Consider the following 21,410-nt stretch of genomic DNA (forward strand, 5'->3'; position numbering starts at 1 on the left):
CGAGTGCCGGTCCAGCGGGACGGTAGTTGATAACCGTAGGCCGAACCGGTCGCGCAGCTCCAGGTCCCCCCAGGTGAGCTGGTGGCTGTACCGCACCAGAGCGGGAACCTCCTGGCGTGGCCGGGCGAGCTCGGTGCTCCTATTGGCGATGCGCGGGAGCCGAGCCACGGATTCGGGCCTGAACGGGATTGGACGTGGCCGAAGTGGTGGCGCTGGTCGATCGAGCGGACGGTGCTTCGCTTCCCCGGCTGCGGCCGGTGGCCCCCTCGACCGTGGCCAGACCGGGTGGGCGGCTGTGCACGGGAGACGACGTGGCGCGTTCGTGGCTGCTGCGCCGCATCCGTCCGATGGGGATCACCGTTCGGGTCAGGGATCTGCTGCTCACGTTTACGATCCTCCAGAGCCCCGAGCTCTCAGGCCCGCAGGGGCATCTGCCGGCGCGTTGGGAGATGTACCCGGAGGCGGCACGGCTGCGGTGCGAGCAGCTACGTGAGCACTTGAGCCGGGGCCTGATTTGCCGCCGGGCCGGACGTGGAGATCGTGTGTCGCCGTCAGAACCTGGACGCGCGGTGGACGGTGTTCAGGTGGAGAGGGCCGTGATGGCGGCCAGTAGGCGGTGACGGGCGGCGGTCACGGGTTGGACGCCGATGAGCACGTAGTAGGCGAGTCCTTCGGCGAGCGCGACGAGCGCCACGGCCTCGGCGGTGGGGTCGAGGATCCGGTGGTGGGTCTGTTCGCGGGCGATCAGGTCGGCGATCTGTGCGTGCAGGCGGGCGTAGTCGGCGCGGAGTCGGGCGGCGATGGTCTCGTCGGAGAGGGCGAGCGCGGTGAACGCCTGGCGGACGCGCATGTGCGCCCACGTGTCGTGGTCGTAGGGCAGCAGTTCGGTCAGCACGACGGTGAGCACGTCGCCCGGCGCCGCGTCCGGGCCGCCCCCGGTCTGGGTGTCCGAGGTGGTCGTGCCGGTCTTGGCGGCGATGCGGGCGCTGCTGAGTTCGTTGCCCCGTTCGAAGGCGGCCTCGATCAGCCGCTGCCGGGTGGGGAAGTAGTGCTGGACGCGCCCGGGTGACACGCCGGCCTGCAGGGCGACCTCGTTCAGTGAGACGGCCTGCAGTCCCCGGTCGGCGACGACCGCCAGTACGGCGTCGGCGATCTGCCGGCGCCGCTGTTCGTGCTGGGCGCCCACGCCCCTCGTGCGCCGCTGCATTGAACCTCATGTCGATGTGTTCGCATTGGTTTGCCTAGCTGACTGTAGCCTGTCTACGAGCAAAGCAATGCGATCTCATTGGTTTGCCAGGTGGGGGGTGAGGGCTCGTGACGCGGGAGGACACGGCCGGTCTGAAGGGCGTGGCCGCGATGCGCCGGCGGTCGTCTGCGGGGGTGGTGCTGGCGCTGGCGTGTACGGCGCAATTCATGGTGGTGCTGGACGTGTCGGTGCTGAACGTGGCGTTGCCGTCGATCCGGCGGGCCCTGGCGTTCGACGAGGCGGGACTGCCGTGGGTCGTGAACGCCTACGCGCTGGTGTTCGCCGGATTGCTGCTGCCGGGAGGGCGCCTCGCCGATCTGTACGGGCTTCGGCGGGTCTTCGCGGCGGGTCTGGTGGTGTTCACCGTCGCGAGCCTGATGGGTGGTCTGGCCGGGTCGGCCGGGCTGCTGGTGGGGGCGCGGGCGTTGCAGGGGCTGGGCGCGGCGGTCTTGGCGCCGGCGACGTTGACGGTGCTGACCACGACCTTCGCCGAGGGCCCGGCGCGCACGAAGGCGCTGGCGGTGTGGACGGCGGTGAGCCTGGCGGGGGGCTCGGCGGGCAACCTGGTCGGGGGCGCGTTGACGGAGCTGGTGTCGTGGCGGGCGATCCTGCTGGTGAACGTACCGATCGGCGTCGTGACCGTGATGGCCGCCCGGGTCCTCCCCGCCGGGCGCGGGCGGCGGACGCGGCCCGATGTGGGAGGGGCGGTGCTCGCGACGGCCGGTATCGCGTCGCTGACCTACGCGCTGACCCTGGCTCATGACGGGTGGGGCCGGCCGGTCACGGTGGCGGCGCTGGCCGCCGGGGCGGTGGCGCTGGTGGCGTTCGCGGTGGTGCAGGCACGGTTCGCCGCCGTCCCGCTGATACCACCGCGGTTGCTGGCGGTGCGGGCGATCTGGGCGGGCAACGGGGTCGTCCTGCTGACCGCGGCGTGCTTTCAGATCCCGATGTGGTACTTCCTGTCGCTCTATCTGCAGAACGTCCGCGGTTACGACGCCCTGGCGGCCGGGGCGGCGTTCCTGCCGCACACGTCGCTGATGCTGCTGGTCGGGCTGGTGGTCACCCCCAGGCTGATGCGGCACGCCGACGACCGTGTCCTGATCGCCTCGGGCGCCGTGATCGCGGCGGCCGGGTTGTGGTGGCAGAGCCGGGCGCTCGGGGCCGACGGATATGTGGCCGCGGTGCTGGGCCCGGCCGTGCTGATCTCGATCGGCGGCGGCCTGCTGAACACTCCGCTGACCGCCGTCGTCACCTCCGGAGCCGGCCGAGCGGACGCCGGGGCGGTCTCCGGGCTGATGAACGCCGCCAAGCAGGTCGGCGGAGCCCTGGGCCTGGCGATCCTGGTCACCGTCGTCTCCGGTCACGACCCGGCCGGCGGCTACGAGCGGGCGTTCATGGCCATGAGCGGAGTCCTGATCGCCGCGGCGTCGCTGACCCTCGCGCTTCCCCGCCGCCGTGACGCCGCGCACATCCAGCCCACCGGGCCCTGACACAGCGGTGCGCGGGGGCACCCTCGGGCCATGCGGGCATGGGGCGGTTCACGGTGGCCGTCACGGATCCTCGTCGGGTCCGGTGCCGGCGAACAGCATGATGTCGGTGGCGACCATCTGCACGGCCACGTACGCGGCCGAGGTCAGCGCGTCGATGATGAGATCGATCAGTTCGGCATCGGTCAGGTCCTTCATCTGGTCACGGCGTGGAAGCGTTGGTGTCGGAGGGCTCCGTCACGGGCGTGGCATGAGGGAGCCGCCGGACGGTGTGTTCGAGGATCACCCAGTGCTCGCGCCCTGGGGGCTTGAGGTCTCGTGGGCTCGGCTTGGGGGCGTGGCAGAAGTAGCCGTACTCGTAGTCGGTGTCGCCATCGGTGCCATAGACGATCTCGGCGTACCAGAAGGCGTCGTGACCGCAGCCGCAGGTCACAGCTTCGCCCAGATGGAGACGCTGTCCCATTGCCTGCCGCCGATGCACAGATCGCCGATGCCTGCGGACTGATCGAGGGCGTTGAGCAGCCCGAACGTCTCCTCGCAGACCTCGAGCGGGTCACGGTCGGCGCCGGTGGTGCTCGAGAAGACGAGAACCACCGGCCCGCCTTCGTCTGCGGATCGGAACCTGTTGAAGATGTCGGTGTGGAAGACACGGATGGGGATCTGATCGCGCACGGCGGCTCCCGGTGACCATCGTGAAGGTGAACCCGTCCGCGGGCGGTGAAGGATGGGGCGCAGACCGGGGGAGCGAAGCGAATCCGAGTGCCTGCGGGACCGCGCCCGCGGGGCGAGGAGATCAAGAATCCCGGGTGACGTGCGGCATGGTCGTCTCGGATTACGTGCCGGGGCGGATGCGAGTGCTCATGGCGCCCGTACGGCGGCGTGAGGTCGGTCGGTTCGCTGAGCCACTCGTCGTAGTCCTCCAGATGGGGGACGATCTGTTCCCATTCCTCGTCGGTCAATCGGTGGTCGAAGTGTTCGGCGACGTGCCCTTCGAACCAGGCCCGGTCGAGGTAGCCGACGGCGTCGCCGCAGGTATGGGCGATACCGAGGACGGCCATGGCGGGGTCTCGGCCGAATCGGTCAACGAACGCGGTCACCTCCTGCTCGCTGGGAGGCTGAAGAGACATCGGGGCGGACGGCATGTCCTGCGATCTCGCGGGTGTCGCAGGGGTGGGCGTGGTGGTCATGGGCTCTCCCAAGATGCTGCGTCCATGGGGACCGGGTGTGGCTGATGGGCTGTTCGCCGCTGGTGCCGCTGAAAGCGGAATGAACGTCCTGTTCGCCGAGCGTCGCGGCCGCGGGTTGACATCTGTGGACATCGCTCAGTTGATGCTTCTGCCGGAGCGGGGGTGCACCGCCGGGATCACGGCAGCGGCGCTGTCCCACCAGCCGGTCAGGTCGATGCCGGGGTCGGGTGGATCCACGGACAGGTTCCCGGTGGGTGAGTGCGGGTGGGGGTGTAGGAGGAGCGGCACGGTGCCGTTGGTGCTGATCGGCAGGCTGTAGTAGCGGTAGACCCACGTGATGTCGAAGTCGAGGGCGCAGGTCGGTGAACGCTTGGGCCCGCGGTCTATGAGGAATGCCGCTAGACCTCGCAGCAGGTTGATCGCCGTTGCGATGGTGGCGTCGATGAAGCCGTCCGCACGCAGCTCGGAAAGCCCGAATCTGGTCAGACCCCAGGTTTCGGCGCGTAGGTGGGTCGGGTCCCAGCCGTGGTGGATCACGAGGGTGATCCATTGGTCGGCCAGGTCGAATTCGGCCGGCTCCCGGATCGGTGGCCGGTCGGGCAGGACGGTGCGGGCGGTTGGATCGATCAGGATGCCGCCGGTGGCGAAGGCGAGCGCACGGGCGATGAGCCGCGTCGTCTGGGCGTCCTTCGGCAAGGTGGACAACTCGGCCGGGCCGGTGAGCACGTGGTGGTGGCGGGCTGCGGCGATCGCCCTGCGGGAGGCGACGGAGCCGTTGACGTCGTGGAGTTCGCGGTTCCAGCCGGACCGGTTCGCGCTGAGTTGAGCCAGAGTGCAATGAGGTGAGGAGAGGTGTTCGAGAGCCGGTTCGGCCAGCGGGTGTTCAAGGCTGAGCAGGTGGTGCAGCGACTCTTCGATCAGGGCTCGGGGCTCGTCGACGTCCATGTGGGTGCAGATGAGATAGGACGTCGTGATGGGGGAGGGTGCACTGGTGGTAGGCCGGTCCAAGGGATGGGGTCACTTTCGGGACGAGGATGCGAGGGCGCCCGCGGAGCGATGTCCTGGGCGCGCGGGTTGACGTGGTCAGGAGGCGGGACAGCGGCCGGCCGCAGAGGGGCGCGGGTCCTTGCACCGCCGGAATGGGTGACGCGGCCGGTTGTCCTATGTCAAGGTTCAGCGCCGCGGGCCGGTGGTGGCAGGTTCGGGAGAAGGCTTTGCCTGTCCGGTGTGCCCTCAGCCATGACGGGCGTCTCCTTGGTCTGGTTCGTTACCGCCCGGCGGGGCGGGGAGCCGGCCGGGAGCAGACCCTGGGACGCAGACGCGCCGGTGGAGCGCCGGGACCTAGCGCAGCGAGGGAGGATGAGCGACCGGCGTCTGCGGCCGGGTCTGCAAGGTTCGCTTCGCCCCCGCCGGGCGGCGACCGGCCGAGTGGCCTGAGACGCCGTGGCCGAGCCACCGGTTCCTACGTCTGGGGGAGCGACCAGTCGGCGCTGATTCGCCGGCTCGGCGCCGCGATCCTGCGTGGGCGCGACAGCGAGCACCGTCCCGCGCCCCACCCACCGGTCCGCGGGATGTCGTCGTTCGGCTTGTCGTGTGTGTCCGTCGGTGGTGGCTCGCCCGGCCTTGGCGGTGTGGGGCCAGCCCGCCGCGTGAATCCCGCCCGTCGACTTATGGGTCGTCGATATGAGGGCAGGCCCTTGCGGGGCCTCGCCGCACCTCCTCGAGCGCGGTGGTCGCTGTGGGCGACCTTGCGAGTGGAGGACCGGACAGCGGCCGGGGGTGCAGGGACCCGTGCGGGTGGGTCGCCGTAGGGCAGGTGGTGCTGACGAAGGTGGCAGTGTCCCCTTGCCCGCATGGAGACATTCTCCGTTTGGCGGGCTCGTTTCGGCGGTTATTGTCACACCGGGGTGTTTGTGTGTTCACCGAAGGAGTGCGTTCCGCGCGGGGCGGCACAGACCGTCCTGGCAAGCACCTGGAAGCGGTCACACGATGGGGCAGCGCAGGTACTACCGTCGGGGGCACTGAGTCAAGGCCCCCAGCCGCCGCAACACCAAGGTCTCGGGCTAGGTGGTCGCGGCGTTCATCGCGGTGGCCTTGGCCATGATCGTCTACGGCAAGAACGGGTCGGCCCCCTCGCCGGCCCGCCCGTCCCCGGTCGACGCCCCGGCATCCCCGCGGTGACACCGTCGCCCTCGCGCTCACGGCTGTGGCTCGGCGCCGTCCGGCTTGCAGGTCGGTTGTGGGCCGGAGCGCGGCGAAGGGCACCGCGCCCGCGACGCCCCAAGGGCGAGCAGGAGTGGGCGGCAGCGACCGTCGTCGCCGCCGTGACGGTGTGGCTGTTGATGGAGCTGATCACGGCCGTGATCGGGCTGGTGCTGTCGGTGTGGTGGGGACCCCCGGTCACCGCGGCGGCCGGCGCCGCGGCGGTGACCCTCCAACTGCGAGCGCGGAGCGCGGTGGCGGCCGACGCCTCGGCGCGGTTGGCCGAACTGCGGTACACCGCCGCGGAACTGGACGCCTTGTCCCCGCTCGACTTCGAACTGGCGGTGCGTGACCTGATGGTGCGTGACGGCCTGGCGGCGCGGCATGTCGGACGCGGTGGTGACCAGGCCGCGGACGTCATCGCCACCGACCCGGCCACCGGCCGCACGGTGGTCGTGCAGTGCAAGCACACCACCACCGGACGCAACGTGACCGTGGAGGTGATCTACCAGGTCAACGGCACCGCGGGTCCCGTCCACGGCGCCGATATGGCCGTCGTGGTCACCAACGGCGGGTTCACGAAAGACGCTCGCCTCCAGGCTGCCGCGTTCCGCATCGTCGTCGTCGACCGGGGGCTGCTTCAACGCTGGGCACAGGAGGGGACCTCGATCCGGGGAGTCTGTGGCTTGGACGGCCCTGTGCGGGCTCGCCGCTTTCGAGTCCGCCGCCCATCGACCCGGCGTCCGAGAGCCTAGAGGGAGAGCGGCGTGCCTGAAGTCTCCACATGCGCAGTGCGGGATCTCGGCGCGGCGCCCTCGTCCGGACCCCTTCGGGCCTTTCCGCCGTCTGAGCGGGGGACCGCGGTCCACCTCGGCGACGGCGCGTCCAGGGCACGTCGGCCGGGTGGGGTGGTGGAGGCCTCTGCGGGGCCGTTTCAGGGCATCGGCTGCGGCCTGCCGGCGACGGTGGGGCCATGGTCGGAGCGTGAGGGGGTGTTGGGGGGCGCGGTGCGGAGGCGGGAACGACGCGATGGCTGACGGGCGGCCTCAGCCGGGCGGCGTTGCGCTGAGTCGTGGCCGGCTTCGGCGGTGCGTAGCAGTTGGATGAGCAGGTGATCGATTCCGGTGAGGAGTCGTTGAGGGCCCTCGGGTCCGGCGGCCAGGGTGGCGATGCGTCGCGCCGTGTCGATGGCCGCCTCCCGGACGGCATGGGCGTGCAGTCGGGAGGCGGTGTCGTGGACCCATGGTTGCCCGTCGTGAAGTGCGTCGAGCAGCGTCCGCTGCGCGGCGACCGCCTCCAGGCCGTGTCGTTGCGCCATCCAGGCCAGGGTGAGGGGGTCGATCCCTTGTCCCCGGTCGGTGCGTTCCAGCAGGAGCTCGAACAGTGTGCGGCCATGGCGGGTGGTGAAGTGTTCTGGTCGCAGCCATCGCCTGATCTCTTCGAGGTGCCTGGTATGGGTGGCGATCCCGGCGACGACGTCGACCTCGTGGCGCAGGAGGTCGACGGTGTCGTGGCGGTGTCGTGTGTCGAGGGCGGTGGACGCGGCGTCGATGGTCCGCGCGCTGTCGGTGCGCGGTGGAGGGGTGGTGTCGAGGTGGTGGCGGACTTGGATCGGGAGTCGCGTCCACCGGTGACGCCACCGGTGCAGGTCGTGGCGTATGACGTGGATGTCGCCGACGAGCAGCGGCACGGTGTCGGCGTGGGGTGGCGGACCCGGGCGGGTGAACAGGTCGTCGGGCAGCGAGCGGGCGGCCTCGGCGAGCCGCAGCCCCCACAGGGTGACGCGCCGACGGGTGGAACAGTCCAGCACCAGGGCGGTGAGGGAGGTCAGGTCGGTCTGTGCGGTGGCGGCGGCCATGAGGTTCAACAGGCGCACCCCGTCCAGGGCCAGGTGCGTGGGGATGTCGGGGTCGTTGGCGAGTTCGGCTCGAACGGTGTGCGGGCGGATCGACGTGGACGCCTTGGTGAGTCTCTGCATCGCCGCGTACACCTGTTGGTGGTAGGGCCGCAGGAAATCGGATGCGCGCAGTCCCCAGTGGGACAGGGCCGCGACGGCGTTGCGGTGAGCGGGCCCGGATCGCGTGGCGGCCCGGTGGTGGGGGCCGCCGGGGGCGGGGTCGGTGCGTGCGTCGATGGCGCGGTGAAGCAGTTCGCCTAGGAGCGCCTGCTCGGTGCGTATGGTGGCGTGGAACCGCGGGTCGAGTTCCCCGTCGGATGTGGGTGCGGGGGTCAAAATGGGCCTCCTCCCTTGAGGGGATCGGGCGTCACGCGGCGCGTCGGAGGCGGCGCAGCTGCTGGAGCTGCTGTGGGGTGAGCGCGCTCGTGTCGACCGGTCCGAGGGCTTCAGCCTCGGCGATCACGTCCCACAGGTCCAGGCCGTGCTTGAAGTCGTGGCGCATGCGGTCGGCGAGTTCGGCGCGTCGGCGCGCTCCCTGTGGGTCGAGGCGGGCTGCGGTGATGAGTTGTCGGCGTGGAGCGACGATGCAGAACCTGCACGACAGGCGGGGGAGATAGAAGTAGATCCAGTGCCACGCGGCGCCTGCCTCATCGATGCGCATCCACGTCTGTTGTTCGGTGTGGTGGTGCACGGGGAGCCACACGTCCACGTGGCGGCGGGAGTTGGAGTCGGCGGGGCGGTGGTGGAAGGGTTCCTGTCTGCTTCGTGGTGTCGATTCCTGCGCTCGGATTCCGAGGACCTCCAGGATTTTGACCGGGCGGTCGGTGATGCCTTCGCGGCGGCGGCGGTCGGCGATCTGGGTTTTGAGGATCTTGACGGGGTCACGTTTCATGGCCGATCGGCAGTACGGCTGGTTGGGCAGCGGCCACATCTGCTGGCGCCTGGCGCCGATGTGTTCCAGGAGGCCCTGCTGTCGTCGGACGCCGCCGTCACCGGTGATCTGCCGGTACACGACGTGGTGGGGGAGGCGGTAGGAGGCGGCCGTGTTCGGCGGCCAGGTCCCTGGTGCCCGGCCATTCGTCGTCCTCACCCAAGTCGGCGAAGACGGTCTGGACGCGGTCCAGTACGCCGGGCTGCTCGGACGGTGACGTCCAGAGCGTCCCAACTGTCCTTGCCACCGGACAGGTTGACCAGCAGTTCATGGTAGTCGGTGAGGTCCAGGGCGGAGGGGATGAGGAACTCCGGAGGCGATATGCGCGCAGGGGGCGGGTGGATGTGTCAGTACCCGCCCCTGGTGATCGCGGTAGAGGGAGGGCTCCTTCACCGTCTTCTTGTCACCCGATCGCGGGTGGTTCCTGTCCGTATTCGCTCCGCCACGTCGCCGCGTAGAGTCGGTAATCTCCTCCGTCGCCATTTCGGCTCGCCATGGTCAGGGCCTCGCGAAGTCCCGGCTTCCCCATGCCCTTCACCCGCTCGTGCTCGGCCAGGTGGTGCTCCCACTGGGCTTGGGTGCCGTCCAATTCGCCCGCGCAGCCCTTCGGGCACGGCTGACGGATCAGCTTGGGCTCCTGCGGCCCGATCCATTCCATCCGCAGGCGTTCCTTCAGCGCGGCCGTGGCGTTGACCTCGCCGTTCGCCGAGATCTGGTAGGCGTCGTCCCAGCCGCCGGGCAGCCCGACGGACACCCGGATGGAGTCGTCGAACAGCGGGCCGCGCGGCCGGTCGCTGGTCTGGTGGCCTTCCGCATCGGTTCGGGCGGCCGACTCCGCCTGAAGGCGCTCGTTCTCCTGCACGGCGGTCTGGATCGCGCGCTGTTCGTCGTCGGTCTCGGCCAGCAGCCACCGCGGCCCGACGGGGCCGGCGGCCACCCGCAAGACCCGCCAGGCCATCGGCGCGTACGGCGCGTCCTTCGGCGCTCTCGGCGTCCTCGGCAACCCGACCGAGGACGGGCGTTGTTCCTCCAGGAGGCTGCGGTGGCGCTGCGGGGGCACGTACCGACGCAGGAACGACCCGCCGGGCCCGGCCTCGTCGGGTCCGCGCCGTGACGTCATGCCCTCCAGGGGGCGGGGCTGACCGTCCCGCCCGATCACGTATGCGCTGACCGTGCCGAACGGTTCGAGATCGGCCTCGATGGCGACGTAGTCCTGCAGGTGCACGGGGACGTGCGACCCCTCATACTCTCCGCGGATCTTCTCGTTCAGTCGGGTGGCGTACTCGATCGCCTCGTCCTCCAGGGTGGTCTCGGCGGCTTTCCAGGGGTCCCAGGGGAAGTGGTTCTTGACGCGCAGCACCCTCCACTGGAAGGGCGTCCACGGGGCGGTCGGGGGGGCGGTGTCGCGTTCGCGTCGCGGCCTGATTCGTTCGGGCGGGTCGAACAGCACCAGCCGCCCATGGGGGTTCCTCGTCATCTCTGTTCTCCTGTCGGTCGTTGACGGCGGCCCAACCGCCTTCGGGGGTGGCCGTGCGCTTGGCGGGCGTTTGTGGACCCTCGGCGGGACGGGGATGTCGACGCGTCACCTTGCCTTCGTGGTGGGTCGTGGTGGGGAGATCGGTGTGGGGGACGCGTCGCTCCGCTCGTGGTGGCTCTGCGACCGGGTTGCCGCGCTCGGTCTGCGCCGGACTCGGCGCGGCGGCCCGCATCGGCGGGACCGAGGACGTCGGGTCGCTCATTCGGCGCGCGGGGTGGCTCTGTTCCAAAGCGCACCCGTCGTCTCCGTCGTGGTGGCGGTGCGCGAAGAGGCACGTGGCACACGACCGGCTCGAGGACGCGTTCAGGGAGACTCGGCGAGCCGTCCGGCCGGGCCGTCGGAGGTCCCGCAGTCGGGCCGGCCGTCGTACCCTCCGCTCGATCTGGTTGCGTCAGGCGGCGGCCTCGATGCCGGCGGCGGCCGGCACCTCGGTGGTTCGACAGCCGTACGGGGAGCAGCCCGCCGGGTTCTCCTCGTAGTCCACCGCGCCTATATCGCCATCGATGTTCGTGCCCACGTCCAGTTCGGCCTGTCGGGCTTTCCATTCCGCGGCGGTCAGTTCGTCGGTGCGCGCTTTGGCGAGCGGAACCAGCGAGCGGTGCAAGTATGCGGTTCCCTTGAGCGGAATGCCTGCGGCCGGATGCCCATGCCGCAGCCGTTCATCGACGGCGCATGCATCCCGCCATTCCGCCGGACTGTCACGCTTGAGTTCACGTCATGCCGCGTTGCCGTGAAAGGGACAGCCGATGCGGGAGGATCGCGGCGTATCCCCCAGCCCCCATCTCGTCCGTTCCACTTTCGCTGGCTCCTCAGGTGGCCGAACAGTTTCAGGACGAAGCCCGATAGAGCACGCCCATCTGCAGTCTTGCCCGCCGTTCCCGCCGTTCCCGCCGTTCCCGCCGATCGACCGTCCGTGCCGACTGATTTCCGACGCGGCCGCCACCGTGGCGACCACGGCGACGGCGCAAATCACATCCACGGCGGCACGCCGGACAGCAGATTTCGACAATCCGCTCGAGTCAGTCGGTGTTCGATGAGAGGATACCGGAACTGTGCGTGATCGGGATCGCCGTCCAGGACCCGCCGCTGCTCGTCGTGACTGAATCCGATGAACTGGATGGCCTGGCGGCCTTGCGGAACACGCCCGATCCTGCCTCCGGAGGAGAGCCCCGCACCCAGAAAGATTTTGAAGCGGCGAGGGAATCTGCGGGTCCACGCACGGTCGACGAGCCGCACGAGGGAATCCGCGAAGCGTTCGACATATCGCCGACCTGACTGGGGAGACCGATCGATCGTGCGTGATCGAATTGTTCGGCTCCGTCGCCGCCGAAAGGTCGACGTCCGGTGCGCGGCGGGTGCGATGCACTCCGGTGAACGGGGCCAAAGGAGTCCGCAGCGGGCGTGACGCATGAGCGGAGCCTGCGGAGCGTTGCGTCACGCCCGCTGCGGACTCATCCTGGCCCCGCCGGGGTGCAACCGCCCGACGACGACGTCGTGCGTTCATGGCGTGCTGGACGTCGACTCCCAGACCTTTCCCGTCGGGTGGACCACCTCAGCGCTCGGCGGTCGGACCGGTGAACGCGGCGTCCGAGCCGTTCATGCAGGTGGCGGCGCTTGGACTCGGCTCGGCCTTCAGAGCAACGCTCAAATCCCCGTGCCGCGGGCGGCATTTCCACGATTAGGAGCCACGTGGCAGCCCAAGGAAGCGACGCATACCGCTCAGCCGGCGGTATCCCAAGCCGTGGCCGTCCAGCCAGGCCGCCATGACGTCAAGGACGGGGTCGTAGGGGTCGACGCCGCCTCGGCTCGGCACCCGCACCAGACTCTGGGCTCAGTGCGACGACAAAGCGTCCAGTTCCGGGCCTTACGCTCCGCCCTCAACGGCGACATCCCGAGCCGCTTGGACCTCGGCTGATGGCCACGACGTAACCCTTCACTGAAGAGGACCGGCGAGAGGAGCCGCATGCGCCCTCACCGATGATGCACGGTCATCTCCCGAATCGGCGGGTCAGCCGCCATCTTCTCCGCGAGCGCCAGCAGCTCGGGGTGGTTGTTCAGCCGTAGATATCCCTGCGGAGGATGGAAGGTCCCCAACTCGGCGCGCAGGTCCGCGATCGACAGACCCGGGTACTCCCGAATCGCCAGGATCGGGATCGCGAACGCTTCCTCCAGGTCCCTGACGTAGTCGAGCACGCCGGCTCCGTTGCCCGCCCTCGTCTGCTCCGCGATCTCCGCGATCTGCTCAGGGACATCCACGAGCGCCGGGCCGAGATCGATCACTGCGGCAAGCCTGGAAACCGGAGCGTTCAAGTACACGAACCAACGGACCGGCGTCCCCTTGAGGAACCGCTTCCGGAACTCGTGGACCTTCTCACGCCGCCAGATCAGCTCGTAATACTCTCCGTGCAACGCCATCAGCACAGGCTCAGGCGACGGCCCGACGCCGGCGAACAAACCTTCCTGCACCGAACCACCGGCATCCCCGCGACTCCTCATGCGCACCATCCTGCCCGCTCGTATCCCACCCGTGCGGACATTCGCCTAGAGCAGGCTCCGCCGTCGTCGTCCAGGCCATGGCGACGCCGGGCAAACGCGTCCCCGGCAGCCTGTCGTCCTCAGAGGACGGCTCACCACGGCCCGCATCGTCATCACCGTCCGTCCCGCACACCGGGAAGCTGGAAGGTCAGCCAGCCGTCCGAACACCGGTCAGACGGGCCTCGCGCGCGTGCGTCGAGACCTCCCCGACGGCGCGTCGAAACACCCTGGCCCGCCGTCCGAGCGTCGGTGATGGAGCCGGCAAGAACCCCGACGGCACCGTCGAGGCCCCCCGCTGCGCCCAGCGCGGCTGTGGACGGGCTGGTATCGGCGCGGCCCCTCGCCCAGCTGCCAGGGCAGCGCATCAGTGACGTGTCCCCGGGATCGCCGCGCCAACGGGCGATAAAGTGCCACCGTCGCCGACGCCTCCATCGCGCCGGTGCCCACCCATTCCAAGGGCAGCGTTAACAACAGCGCATCGGCCCGCCTAGAAGTGGGACCTGCCACCGTCTCAAGGCACCCGGTCAGGCGGCTCCTCCTGCGCAACAGTGTGCACGGTCGGCGGGGCTCGGTGCCCGGTGTCCGCGTCGCGGCATGGGCGCGACCGCTCCAGGCGGCCGCGACTGCTCCGGTGGTGGCGTGGATGAGCGCGTGGTCGTTGCGGAGGGCCAGGGTCGTGTCGGTGAGGCGGTCGCACAGAAGGGTGGCATAGGCGGCGGCGTCGAGGCGACAACCGGTGGGTGGGGTGCCATGAGGCCAGTCGGGAATGCCACCATCAATCCCCTCACATCGAGCGCAACCCGAACGGCGCTCTCTTCTACTGACAGCAATGGACTCGAGCTGTGCCCAGCGCCCCAGAACTCACGACTACGGCTTGGAGGCTGGAGAGGCCTGTAGGTATGGACGGACCGACAGGGGGGCCACCGAGGACCGGTGTGTCCTGACGATCTGCCGGCCGATCGAGGGTCCAACTCGTGGGCGAGATCGTTAGCCGCTGTCCCTTGGTTGAAATGGTGGGACGAGGCTCGAGGGTCCTCCGGTGAGGGCCGTGCTTAGCTGGAGGTCGTCTGCCACGGGAACCGGTAGCCGTTCAGACCTATGTAGGGGCTGGTGAGGACGTGGTGCATCTGTAGCCAGGTGGTGAACTCCTCGTTTGAACAGGTGGGTAGGCCGGCCTGGCTCAAGTGTTCGTTGTAGGTGGTGAGAGTCGTGTTCATGAGATCGAAGTTGAGTGGCCCGTGGGTCATTGCAGCCGACACGATGAGTTTGGCCAAGTCGTAGCCGAGGGGTGCGAGGGTGAGGGTGTCGAAGTCGACGGCGACGACATCTGGGGTGAGGAGGAAGTTGCGGATGTTGGCGTCTTTGTAAACGGTTGGCCGGTGGGCGGCGACACGGGCCATCCAAGCGCTGACTTTTTCCGCTGTCAGGGGTGTATTGAGCGAAGATGGCTCGGCAAGTAGATGGCGGAGTCGTTGCTCGCGCCGTTCGGTGAATCCGGAGATGATTACGCCGCGACCGATGTCGTGAGGTTGGTTCATTTGCGCGCTGGCCAGGTGTCGGCACGCGGCTATGTGGAATCCCGCGAGTGTGCTAGCAATTGCGGGCAGGTCGTCGGGGCTGGGGTGGTGGCCGGGGACATGGGTGAATATCAGTGTGTGGCTGTCCTGATGGAGTAGGTCGGGGGTGGAGAGTTGGCCGAGGTCTCTGATCCAGGAGTGGTAAAGAGCGGCTGTCTTTGCCGCCTCTGATGTGCGATAGGTCTTGGTCCAGGTGGGTCTCATGGTGTGGGTTGGCCAGCTCGGGCCAGGACGTAGGTGATGGTGGCGGTCGTCGTGATGGGTTTGTCGCTGAGGCGGGTGCGGAGTTCGGCGGCGAGCGCGTGGGGGTGATGGAGTCGTTCGGGCAGCTGGTACTGGGGGCAGGTCGCCAGGTAGCTGGCGGTGTGGGCGAGATCGTCGAACGTGAAGGTGTGGGTTTCGTGCTCGACCGTCTCGACGCGCAGCGCGCCCTGTTCGGTGAGGTTCGCGAGGTTGCCGCTGTGGGCGTTCTCGTACAGGCTCGGCCGTTGGTGCGCGTCCGGATCAAGGCCGGAGAGGGTCAAGAGGTCGGCGAGTTCTCGGTAGCTGTCGGCGGCTTTGGTGACGAGGATGGCGGCGCCGTGCGGGCGGAGCGTCCGTGCGATTTCCCCGATGGCCAGCAGCGGAGCGGGGGAGTGGTAGAGGCACATCACCGCGACGGCCAGGTCGAGGGAGGCGGCGCGTAGGGGGAGGGCGTGGAAGTCGCCGGTGATCACGGTGACCCTGTGTCCGCGTGTGCGCTCCCGGGCGGCGTTGGCCATGGCCGGTGAGGCGTCGATCGCGGTGATGGAGGCGCTGGGCATGTGGCGGGCGAGCCGCACCGTGGTGCGGCCCTGCCCACAACCGATATCGGCGATCGCAGGCCGGTCGGGCAGGCCCGTGGTGTCGGCGTAGGCACAGATGACCTCGTCGATGTTCCGGCCGCTGGTCTTGGCCGACAGAAGCGCTTGGCTGCGTCGGCGGGTTCGTTCTTCGCCGACGTAGAGGGCGGCGGCGTCACGCCCATGGAAGGGGTGACTCACCGCGGACCTCCGGAGATCAGCGCCCGGCGGCCTTGAGGTCGGCGAGCAGGGCGTTGGCGGCGCGTCTGGAGGTGACGATGCGGACGTCGGCGTGGGAGGCGTGCTCGGCCAGCATGGCGCGTACACGTGGCGCCATGTCCTTGCGGTAGCCCCACACGTACTTGATGAATCCCCAGGTGATCCGGTCGTAGACGCCGGTGTTGTCGTGCTGTCCGCCCCGGTATCTCCAGCGCCGTTGGGCTATGCCCCACAGGCAGGTGAGGGCGGGCAGGTCGAGGAAGATGACGGTGTCGGCGCGCTTGAGCCGGATCGGCAGGGTGCCGGCGTAGTTCCCGTCGATCACCCACCTGTCGGCGGCGACGAGCTCCTCTTGGACGGCCGCGAACTTCTCGGCGTCCATCTTGTTCCATTGGTCGTCGTAGTAGATGGCGTCCAGGTGGGTGATGTGGGTGCCGAGCAGGTCGGCGAGCTGCCGACCGATCGTCGTCTTGCCCGATCCGCCACAGCCCATGATCGCTATCCGCTGCATACCTCGACGCTACCGGCCCTGCAGTGTTGTGGGAGCGGAACTCTGTCACCGGGTCACCACCGTGCTCGTGAGGATCTCGTCGAGGGTCCTGACCTGGTGGGAGACGCGCATCAGTTCGAGCTGTTCCAGGCAGGCGGCCAACAGGTCGGCTCGCGCGGCGTGGCGCGCTTCTGCGAGGTCGCCGATGATCGTGGCGGCCTCAGCGCCGCTGGAGACGATCAGCCGGTCGGGGACGAGGCTGCGTCCGGACCGGAACTCGATCGGGCACAGCGGCAGGCATCCGGCCAGGACGGCTTCGAACAGCCGCTGCGTCATCTGCCCCGCCGAGAGATGCCGGTGGGGGAGCAGCAGGATCGTGGTCAGGGACTGCCCGTACAGTTCGGCGACCCTGGCGAAGGGGACACGGCCGATGAACCGGATGTGCGGCCACGCGATGGTCTCGGTCCATTTCCCGGCGACGAGGTGGTCGGCGTGGGCTCCGGCGGCCGGCGCGAAGTAGGAGTTGAAGCAGTCATCGCGGTCGTACTGGTTGCCGACGTAGGTGAGCAGCCAGCGCCGGTCACCACCCGCCAGGGCCTGCGGGTCGGCCGCATCGAGGGCGTGGTCGGCGACGGGGAACAGCAGAGACGTCGCTCCGGGGCTCGGGTGGAGGGCGGCCTCGCACACGACGACGGCGGGTTGGGTGCGCAGCGGATCGTCGGCGGGGAGTTGCCGGTCCTTGTCCCACAGGACGGTCGGTAGCCCGCCACGGGTGTAGTGGTCGACCAGGTCGGTCTGCCGGTGGAGGTCACAGGTGTGGCCCGGTGTTCCGCACGGTGTGGTGTTGCGGCCTTGGATCGGCCACCGCCACTCCAGCATCAGCGCGTCGATCTCGGGGAACCCCTCAGGCTCCCACGAGTAGGGAAGTGCGGTGGCGGCCTCGTCGCTGTCGCGGTCCGCCTGAAGGAACACGATCTCGTGGCCTGAGCCGATGAGCGCGTCGATGAGGGTGCGGCGGTGGGAACGCCCTCCGTCGGGGGTGTCGGTGACGCCGTCGCCGAGGAACCCCCAGAAGCTGTAACCGATCCTCATCGGGTCTCCTGTCGGGTCTTGGTGTACCACCTGTCGTCGATGAGCAGGGCGTCCAGTCCGGAGCCGGTCAAGCAGTCCAGCGCCATCGCCGCGGTCCCGCAGATCGGCTTCCCCTTGATGTTCAACGACGTGTTGATCAGCACCGGGACGTCGGTGCGGGCGGCGAACGCCTCAAGGATCGCGGCCAATAGCGGATTTCGGTGGTGGTCGATGGTTTGGACACGGGCGAGCCCATTGGCGTGGAAGACCGCGGGAACCTTTTGACGGCCGGACTCGGTGCCGGGCACGGCGATGGACATGAACGGTGAAGAACGGCCGTTCAGCACGAAGTACTCCTCCGCGTGGTCGGCCAGGACGACGGGCGCGAATGGGCGGAACGGCTCCCGGAACTTGATCTTCTTGTTGAGCCGATCGACCACGTTCGACGACAACGGCGAGGCCAGGATCGATCGATGGCCCAACGCACGCGGTCCCGCCTCCAGCGGCCCCACGCACATCCCAACGATCTGCCCGTCGGCGAGGGCGGCGGCCACCCGCTCGGCCGGCGCACGCTCCCACCTGACGGCCACTCCATCGCGGGCGGGTACGACGACGCCGAACTCGTGCGGTGATGGCCCCAGGTAGCAGGAGTCCCGCACTCCCTCGGGCACTGGCTGGCCGTCGTCGGCGAGCACGGCCAGCGCGGCACCGAGCGCCGTGCCCGAGTCCCCCGGGGCGGGCGGCACGAACACCTCGGAGAACAGACCAGCGGCGAGGATCTTCCCGATCGCGACGCAGTTCATCGCCACACCACCACCGACACAGAGCCGGTCGGCCTTGGTGACCTGACGCGCGAGGGAGGCCAGATGCAGCATCACCTCCTCTGTGCGCTGCTGCAACGCCGCCGCCAGATCCCTGTGCACCTGGGTGACCTGATCGTCGGGCCGGCGTGGCGGGCAGGTCGCCGCAACGAACTCCGACGAAACGCGTGTCCACCGGCTCGAGACCACCCGCAGCGGGAACAGCCGGGGGTCGAGAGCGAAGCCACTGCGGGTGAGCCGGATCGCCCGCTGGAAAAGCGCCGCGAAGCGAGTCGGGTCCCCGAGCGCGGCCAAGGCCATGACGGTGCCTTCCTCATCGGCCTTCCGCCAGCCCAGATGTTGGGTGACGGCTCCGTACACGTAGCCGAGGCTGGCCGGATCCGTCAGCTCCAGCACGGGTTCCCAGACAGGAACGCTGGCCGTGTTGAGGCGGCCGTGGGCGATCGTGGTGGTCTGGGTCTCGCCGAGACTGTCGACCACCAAGACGGCCGCCTCGGTGAATCCGGAGGAGGCGAAGGCGGTCAATCCGTGCGCCCGATGGTGGAGGACCTGCGTGAGTGTGGCGTCGGGGAATCGGTCGGCCAACTGCTTCAGCCGGTCCTTCTCGTGCCCGGCCACCGTCAGGAGGGAGCGTGCGCGAGGTATGGCCCTGCGCGTGGTGGCGGGGCGGAGTAGATGGGTGAGCGCGCGGGGTGCGGCCCGCCGGTACAGGTCGTGCCTGAAGTGCAGAGCCAGGTGTGCGATGTCGCCGGGGGACAGGCCGGACTTGGTCAGGAGCCAGTTCACCCCGCGTTCGGGGTAAGCGCCGTCGTGTTTGATGCCGGACAGACGCTCCTCCTCGACCAAGCCGATCAGCTCACCGTCCACGATCAGTGCCGCCGCCGAGTCATGGGTGAAGGAGCACAGCCCGAGAACCGGCCCGGTCACGATGCCCTCGTGGCGCGGGCGAGCCGCAGGGCGAACCAGCGGGTCAGCGCAGCCGACATGGGCCCCGGGCCCCCGGCGCGTTCACGGGCGGCGTCGCGGTCACCACGGCGCCACAGCCGGAACGACGCCATCACATCGGCCAAGTCGTCCCAAGCGGCCTCACCCACCCGCCGCCCGGCGATCACCTGGGCGAGAAGCGCATCGAAGGACTCCCACCCGACCGCGAGCGGTGCCATCGGCGCCGCGGTCGGCCCGTGCCACCGGCCTGTCTGGCGGGCGGAGTCGTGTTCCGGCTCGTACAGGTGGAGAGAGTCGACCTCGTGATGCCAGTGGCCGGTGTCGGCACCGATCCAACCGGCCATCAATTCCAGCAGGAGAGTGGCGGTGAACAGGTCGTAGGGCAGGCCCCGCCACACGTCCTGGCTGCGCATCGATGTCACCATGTGCAGCCGCCCGTCCCGCAGGAAGAAGCGGTGGCCCAACGTGCAGGGGATGTCGCGTTCGTCGGCCAGATCCCGAGCCGGATCGAAGATGGTGAGGACCGCGCGGCGGGTGTCCGGATCGTCCAGAAGCAGGCGGCGGACCTGGTCGAATTGGTCGATGCCCATCCACGATCGCAGCCTCGGACCATAGGCGCCGCGCGGAGGGCCGTGACCGACGTAGGCGGCCAGAGACGAGTTGAAGTCGTGGATCCACGGCTCACCAGAGCCGGAAAGGATCCACAGCGCCTCGGCGACGGCGAACGCCGGATTGAGCACGCGATGCGGCGGAAGGTCGACGAAGCGGTCGTGTGGGTCGGTCAAGCGCAGGGATGAGCCGAGTACCTCCCGAGTGGGCAGGCCACGCGGTGCGGTCGGCCGCCCGCAGGCAAGGACTCGCGCGCATGCCGCGGTGAACAGCTCGTTGGCAGAGGCATTCGGGTGAATCTGGCTGTCGGAGTGCTGCGGGGACGTCAACGGGTTTGCCTCTCCGCAGGAACTGCGGCCGTGGCCGGTCCGACCGCATAGGTCTGCCAGAGGGACTCGAGTCCTTCGCGGAGGCCGACTCTCGGGGCGAAGCCCAGGATTCGGTGAGCGTGTGTGAGGTCCGCGTGGAGACCGGCGGTGTCCCCTGGCCGTTCCCCGGCGGGTTCCCACAGCACGGGGCTCCCGACGATCTGCCCGATGAGATCACCGACCTGTCGTAGCGACGCCTGATCGGCGCCTGCGGCGTTCACCACCTCGGCCTGGCCGGCCTCCAGTGGTATGCCGATGGCGCGCGTCAAGGCGTCGACCAGGTCATCGACGTGGGTCCAGGTGTGGGTGACGCGCCCGTCGCCGTAGAGGGGCATCGGCTGCTTCGTCAACGCCGAGCGGAACATGCGCGGCACGACCATGGCGGGGTTGACGCGCGTGCCGAAGCCGGTGAACAACCGCACCGCTACGGCGCTCATGGTTGAGCCGGGACGGCGGGCAAAGGCCATCGCCAGCCGTTCGGTCGCCAGCTTGACCACTCCGTAGGGAGAGTTCGGCGCGACCGGTGTGTCCTCGCGGGCTGGCCCGACCACATGACCGTAGACGTGAGCCGAGGACGCCACCACCACACGCGGCACCCTCGCGTTCGCGCAGCCCTCCAGAAGGCGATGGGAGCTCAGCAGCGATGCCGTCTGGTCGGCGAAGCCCGATCCCCAGGAGGCGGCCACATCGGTCGGGGCGGCCAGATGCACGACCGCCGCGGCCTCCTTCAGGCGGGCCGCCACCGCGGCGTCTCCGACGTCAGCCGACACCAGCTCGAAACCCGGGCGTGCCTGCAGTTCCGCCATGATCGCGGATGTTCGGGGATCCTCATCGGGTTTGCGTAGGTCAACGCCGAGCACCTTGGTGCCCTCCCGGGCAAGCAGATGTTCCGCCAAGTGCGAGCCGACGAAGCCGCACACTCCGGTGACCACGACCAATCCGGTCGCGGGTCGCCGGTCGGAGGGTGCTTGTGGGATGCGATAGATGGTCATGGGGACTCGCCTTCAAGGAACGTGGCGCGGGCTGCCAGCGCCGTGAGCTGGATCTCGCAGGTCATTGGGGGTCGATCGAGGACCCGAGCAGCTCGGTGGGTGAGCAGTCGGATGGAGTGCGCGCAGCGTTGAGGGGTGTTCATGGAGCCGGCCGCTGCGGCCTGCGGTGGAAGCGGCCGGCCTTCCGGTCTCACCGTCGGTACTTCATCGAGGACTTGCTCAGGAACAGGCGTACGCCCAGGCGCGGGACCCTGCTGCTTCCGCCGCAGGTGCCGCAAGCGCGGGTGGCGTGAGTGAAGAACGCCCCACGATGCCGCCCGGTCCCACGGCACGTCTTGCAACGGGTGAACGGATGAAGACGAAGGGAGACCCAGTAAGCGGCTGCCCACAGGGCCAGGAGACCGATCACAGGCAAGAACGCGGTGTCCACAGATGATCCTCCAGGAGATCACCCCCGCTGCCGGCGGGGGTTGGG

General features: G+C 69.2%; 20 protein-coding genes. 3 read left to right on the forward strand and 17 right to left on the reverse strand.

The features are described from left to right. Positions 1–580: 580 nt before the first annotated feature. A complete protein-coding gene (locus DFJ69_RS29765) occupies positions 581–1,207 on the reverse strand; it encodes a TetR/AcrR family transcriptional regulator (protein ID WP_116025660.1) in 627 nt (208 codons plus the stop codon). A 107-nt stretch (positions 1,208–1,314) separates the two neighbouring features. Here DFJ69_RS29765 and DFJ69_RS29770 point away from each other — a divergent pair, with 107 nt between their 5' ends. Beyond that, positions 1,315–2,736: an MFS transporter gene (locus tag DFJ69_RS29770; RefSeq protein WP_342769889.1), complete on the forward strand. Its 1,422-nt coding sequence runs from the start codon at positions 1,315–1,317 to the stop codon at positions 2,734–2,736. 60 nt (positions 2,737–2,796) lie between these two features. On the opposite strand, the gene DFJ69_RS36270 is transcribed toward DFJ69_RS29770, so the two are convergent. The 4 genes from DFJ69_RS36270 to DFJ69_RS29785 all read right to left on the reverse strand — a co-directional run bounded on the left by DFJ69_RS36270 (position 2,797) and on the right by DFJ69_RS29785 (position 4,865). Beyond that, complete coding sequence (locus tag DFJ69_RS36270) at positions 2,797–2,931, reverse strand: hypothetical protein (protein WP_281275924.1); 135 nt, start codon at positions 2,929–2,931, stop codon at positions 2,797–2,799. A 4-nt stretch (positions 2,932–2,935) separates the two neighbouring features. After that, positions 2,936–3,196 (reverse strand): hypothetical protein, encoded by a 261-nt coding sequence (locus tag DFJ69_RS29775; protein ID WP_170177843.1) that lies wholly within the window; start codon positions 3,194–3,196, stop codon positions 2,936–2,938. After that, on the reverse strand, positions 3,163–3,405 hold the full coding sequence (locus DFJ69_RS29780; protein ID WP_116025662.1) for a hypothetical protein: 243 nt from the start codon (positions 3,403–3,405) through the stop codon (positions 3,163–3,165). Before DFJ69_RS29780 ends, DFJ69_RS29775 begins: the two co-directional genes overlap by 34 nt. A 650-nt stretch (positions 3,406–4,055) precedes the next feature. Beyond that, positions 4,056–4,865, reverse strand: coding sequence for a hypothetical protein (locus DFJ69_RS29785; protein ID WP_116025663.1), 810 nt, complete (start codon positions 4,863–4,865; stop codon positions 4,056–4,058). A 1,379-nt stretch (positions 4,866–6,244) separates the two neighbouring features. On the opposite strand from DFJ69_RS29785, the gene DFJ69_RS29790 reads away from it, so the two are divergent. Next, positions 6,245–6,877, forward strand: a complete 633-nt coding sequence (locus DFJ69_RS29790; protein WP_211328842.1) for a restriction endonuclease — start codon at positions 6,245–6,247, stop codon at positions 6,875–6,877. Positions 6,878–7,056: 179 nt separating this feature from the next. Here the strand turns inward: DFJ69_RS29790 and DFJ69_RS29795 are convergent, their stop codons facing one another. The 4 genes from DFJ69_RS29795 to DFJ69_RS29810 all read right to left on the reverse strand — a co-directional run bounded on the left by DFJ69_RS29795 (position 7,057) and on the right by DFJ69_RS29810 (position 11,091). After that, entirely contained in the window at positions 7,057–8,355 is a 1,299-nt protein-coding gene (locus DFJ69_RS29795; RefSeq protein WP_116025664.1) for a DnaB-like helicase N-terminal domain-containing protein, read from the reverse strand. A gap of 31 nt (positions 8,356–8,386) precedes the next feature. Next, on the reverse strand, positions 8,387–9,109 hold the full coding sequence (locus DFJ69_RS29800; RefSeq protein WP_211328843.1) for a phosphoadenosine phosphosulfate reductase: 723 nt from the start codon (positions 9,107–9,109) through the stop codon (positions 8,387–8,389). A 244-nt stretch (positions 9,110–9,353) separates the two neighbouring features. Then, positions 9,354–10,427, reverse strand: coding sequence for a hypothetical protein (locus DFJ69_RS29805; protein ID WP_116025665.1), 1,074 nt, complete (start codon positions 10,425–10,427; stop codon positions 9,354–9,356). Between the two features lie 451 nt (positions 10,428–10,878). Continuing rightward, positions 10,879–11,091: a hypothetical protein gene (locus DFJ69_RS29810; protein WP_116025666.1), complete on the reverse strand. Its 213-nt coding sequence runs from the start codon at positions 11,089–11,091 to the stop codon at positions 10,879–10,881. A gap of 422 nt (positions 11,092–11,513) precedes the next feature. Between DFJ69_RS29810 and DFJ69_RS33930 the strand changes: the two genes are divergently transcribed. Beyond that, a complete protein-coding gene (locus tag DFJ69_RS33930) occupies positions 11,514–11,762 on the forward strand; it encodes a hypothetical protein (RefSeq protein ID WP_147312477.1) in 249 nt (82 codons plus the stop codon). A 696-nt stretch (positions 11,763–12,458) separates the two neighbouring features. On the opposite strand, the gene DFJ69_RS29815 is transcribed toward DFJ69_RS33930, so the two are convergent. The 8 genes from DFJ69_RS29815 to DFJ69_RS29850 all read right to left on the reverse strand — a co-directional run bounded on the left by DFJ69_RS29815 (position 12,459) and on the right by DFJ69_RS29850 (position 20,935). Beyond that, positions 12,459–12,983 (reverse strand): hypothetical protein, encoded by a 525-nt coding sequence (locus DFJ69_RS29815; RefSeq protein WP_211328844.1) that lies wholly within the window; start codon positions 12,981–12,983, stop codon positions 12,459–12,461. 1,091 nt (positions 12,984–14,074) lie between these two features. Further along, positions 14,075–14,803, reverse strand: a complete 729-nt coding sequence (locus DFJ69_RS29820; RefSeq protein ID WP_116025667.1) for a phosphotransferase — start codon at positions 14,801–14,803, stop codon at positions 14,075–14,077. Further along, positions 14,800–15,621, reverse strand: a complete 822-nt coding sequence (locus DFJ69_RS29825; RefSeq protein ID WP_170177844.1) for a class I SAM-dependent methyltransferase — start codon at positions 15,619–15,621, stop codon at positions 14,800–14,802. The genes DFJ69_RS29820 and DFJ69_RS29825 overlap by 4 nt, the downstream gene beginning before the upstream one ends. Before the next feature lie 16 nt (positions 15,622–15,637). After that, a complete protein-coding gene (locus DFJ69_RS29830) occupies positions 15,638–16,150 on the reverse strand; it encodes an AAA family ATPase (RefSeq protein WP_116025669.1) in 513 nt (170 codons plus the stop codon). Positions 16,151–16,195: 45 nt separating this feature from the next. Next, positions 16,196–17,221: a glycosyltransferase family protein gene (locus tag DFJ69_RS29835; RefSeq protein ID WP_116025670.1), complete on the reverse strand. Its 1,026-nt coding sequence runs from the start codon at positions 17,219–17,221 to the stop codon at positions 16,196–16,198. Further along, positions 17,218–18,948 carry a carbamoyltransferase family protein gene (locus DFJ69_RS29840; RefSeq protein WP_211328845.1) on the reverse strand — a complete coding sequence of 577 codons (1,731 nt, stop codon included), beginning with the start codon at positions 18,946–18,948 and terminating at the stop codon, positions 17,218–17,220. The genes DFJ69_RS29835 and DFJ69_RS29840 overlap by 4 nt, the downstream gene beginning before the upstream one ends. Further along, positions 18,945–19,904, reverse strand: coding sequence for a thymidylate synthase (locus DFJ69_RS29845; protein WP_211328846.1), 960 nt, complete (start codon positions 19,902–19,904; stop codon positions 18,945–18,947). Before DFJ69_RS29845 ends, DFJ69_RS29840 begins: the two co-directional genes overlap by 4 nt. After that, positions 19,901–20,935 (reverse strand): NAD-dependent epimerase/dehydratase family protein, encoded by a 1,035-nt coding sequence (locus DFJ69_RS29850; RefSeq protein ID WP_116025672.1) that lies wholly within the window; start codon positions 20,933–20,935, stop codon positions 19,901–19,903. Before DFJ69_RS29850 ends, DFJ69_RS29845 begins: the two co-directional genes overlap by 4 nt. Between the last annotated feature and the right edge of the window lie 475 nt (positions 20,936–21,410).

This window comes from Thermomonospora umbrina (assembly GCF_003386555.1).
GTDB classification, from domain to species: domain Bacteria; phylum Actinomycetota; class Actinomycetes; order Streptosporangiales; family Streptosporangiaceae; genus Thermomonospora; species Thermomonospora umbrina.

Excerpts from the sequence above, each read along its gene's own strand:
- DFJ69_RS29830 (WP_116025669.1), bottom strand. The coding sequence starts at position 16,150 with ATGCAGCGGATAGCGATCATGGGCTGTGGCGGATCGGGCAAGACGACG.
- DFJ69_RS29850 (WP_116025672.1), bottom strand. The coding sequence starts at position 20,935 with ATGACCATCTATCGCATCCCACAAGCACCCTCCGACCGGCGACCCGCG.
- DFJ69_RS29775 (WP_170177843.1), bottom strand. The coding sequence starts at position 3,196 with ATGGGACAGCGTCTCCATCTGGGCGAAGCTGTGACCTGCGGCTGCGGT.
- DFJ69_RS29765 (WP_116025660.1), bottom strand. The coding sequence starts at position 1,207 with ATGCAGCGGCGCACGAGGGGCGTGGGCGCCCAGCACGAACAGCGGCGC.
- DFJ69_RS29835 (WP_116025670.1), bottom strand. The coding sequence starts at position 17,221 with ATGAGGATCGGTTACAGCTTCTGGGGGTTCCTCGGCGACGGCGTCACC.
- DFJ69_RS29820 (WP_116025667.1), bottom strand. The coding sequence starts at position 14,803 with ATGAGACCCACCTGGACCAAGACCTATCGCACATCAGAGGCGGCAAAG.
- DFJ69_RS29805 (WP_116025665.1), bottom strand. The coding sequence starts at position 10,427 with ATGACGAGGAACCCCCATGGGCGGCTGGTGCTGTTCGACCCGCCCGAA.
- DFJ69_RS36270 (WP_281275924.1), bottom strand. The coding sequence starts at position 2,931 with ATGAAGGACCTGACCGATGCCGAACTGATCGATCTCATCATCGACGCG.
- DFJ69_RS29815 (WP_211328844.1), bottom strand. The coding sequence starts at position 12,983 with ATGAGGAGTCGCGGGGATGCCGGTGGTTCGGTGCAGGAAGGTTTGTTC.
- DFJ69_RS29785 (WP_116025663.1), bottom strand. The coding sequence starts at position 4,865 with ATGGACGTCGACGAGCCCCGAGCCCTGATCGAAGAGTCGCTGCACCAC.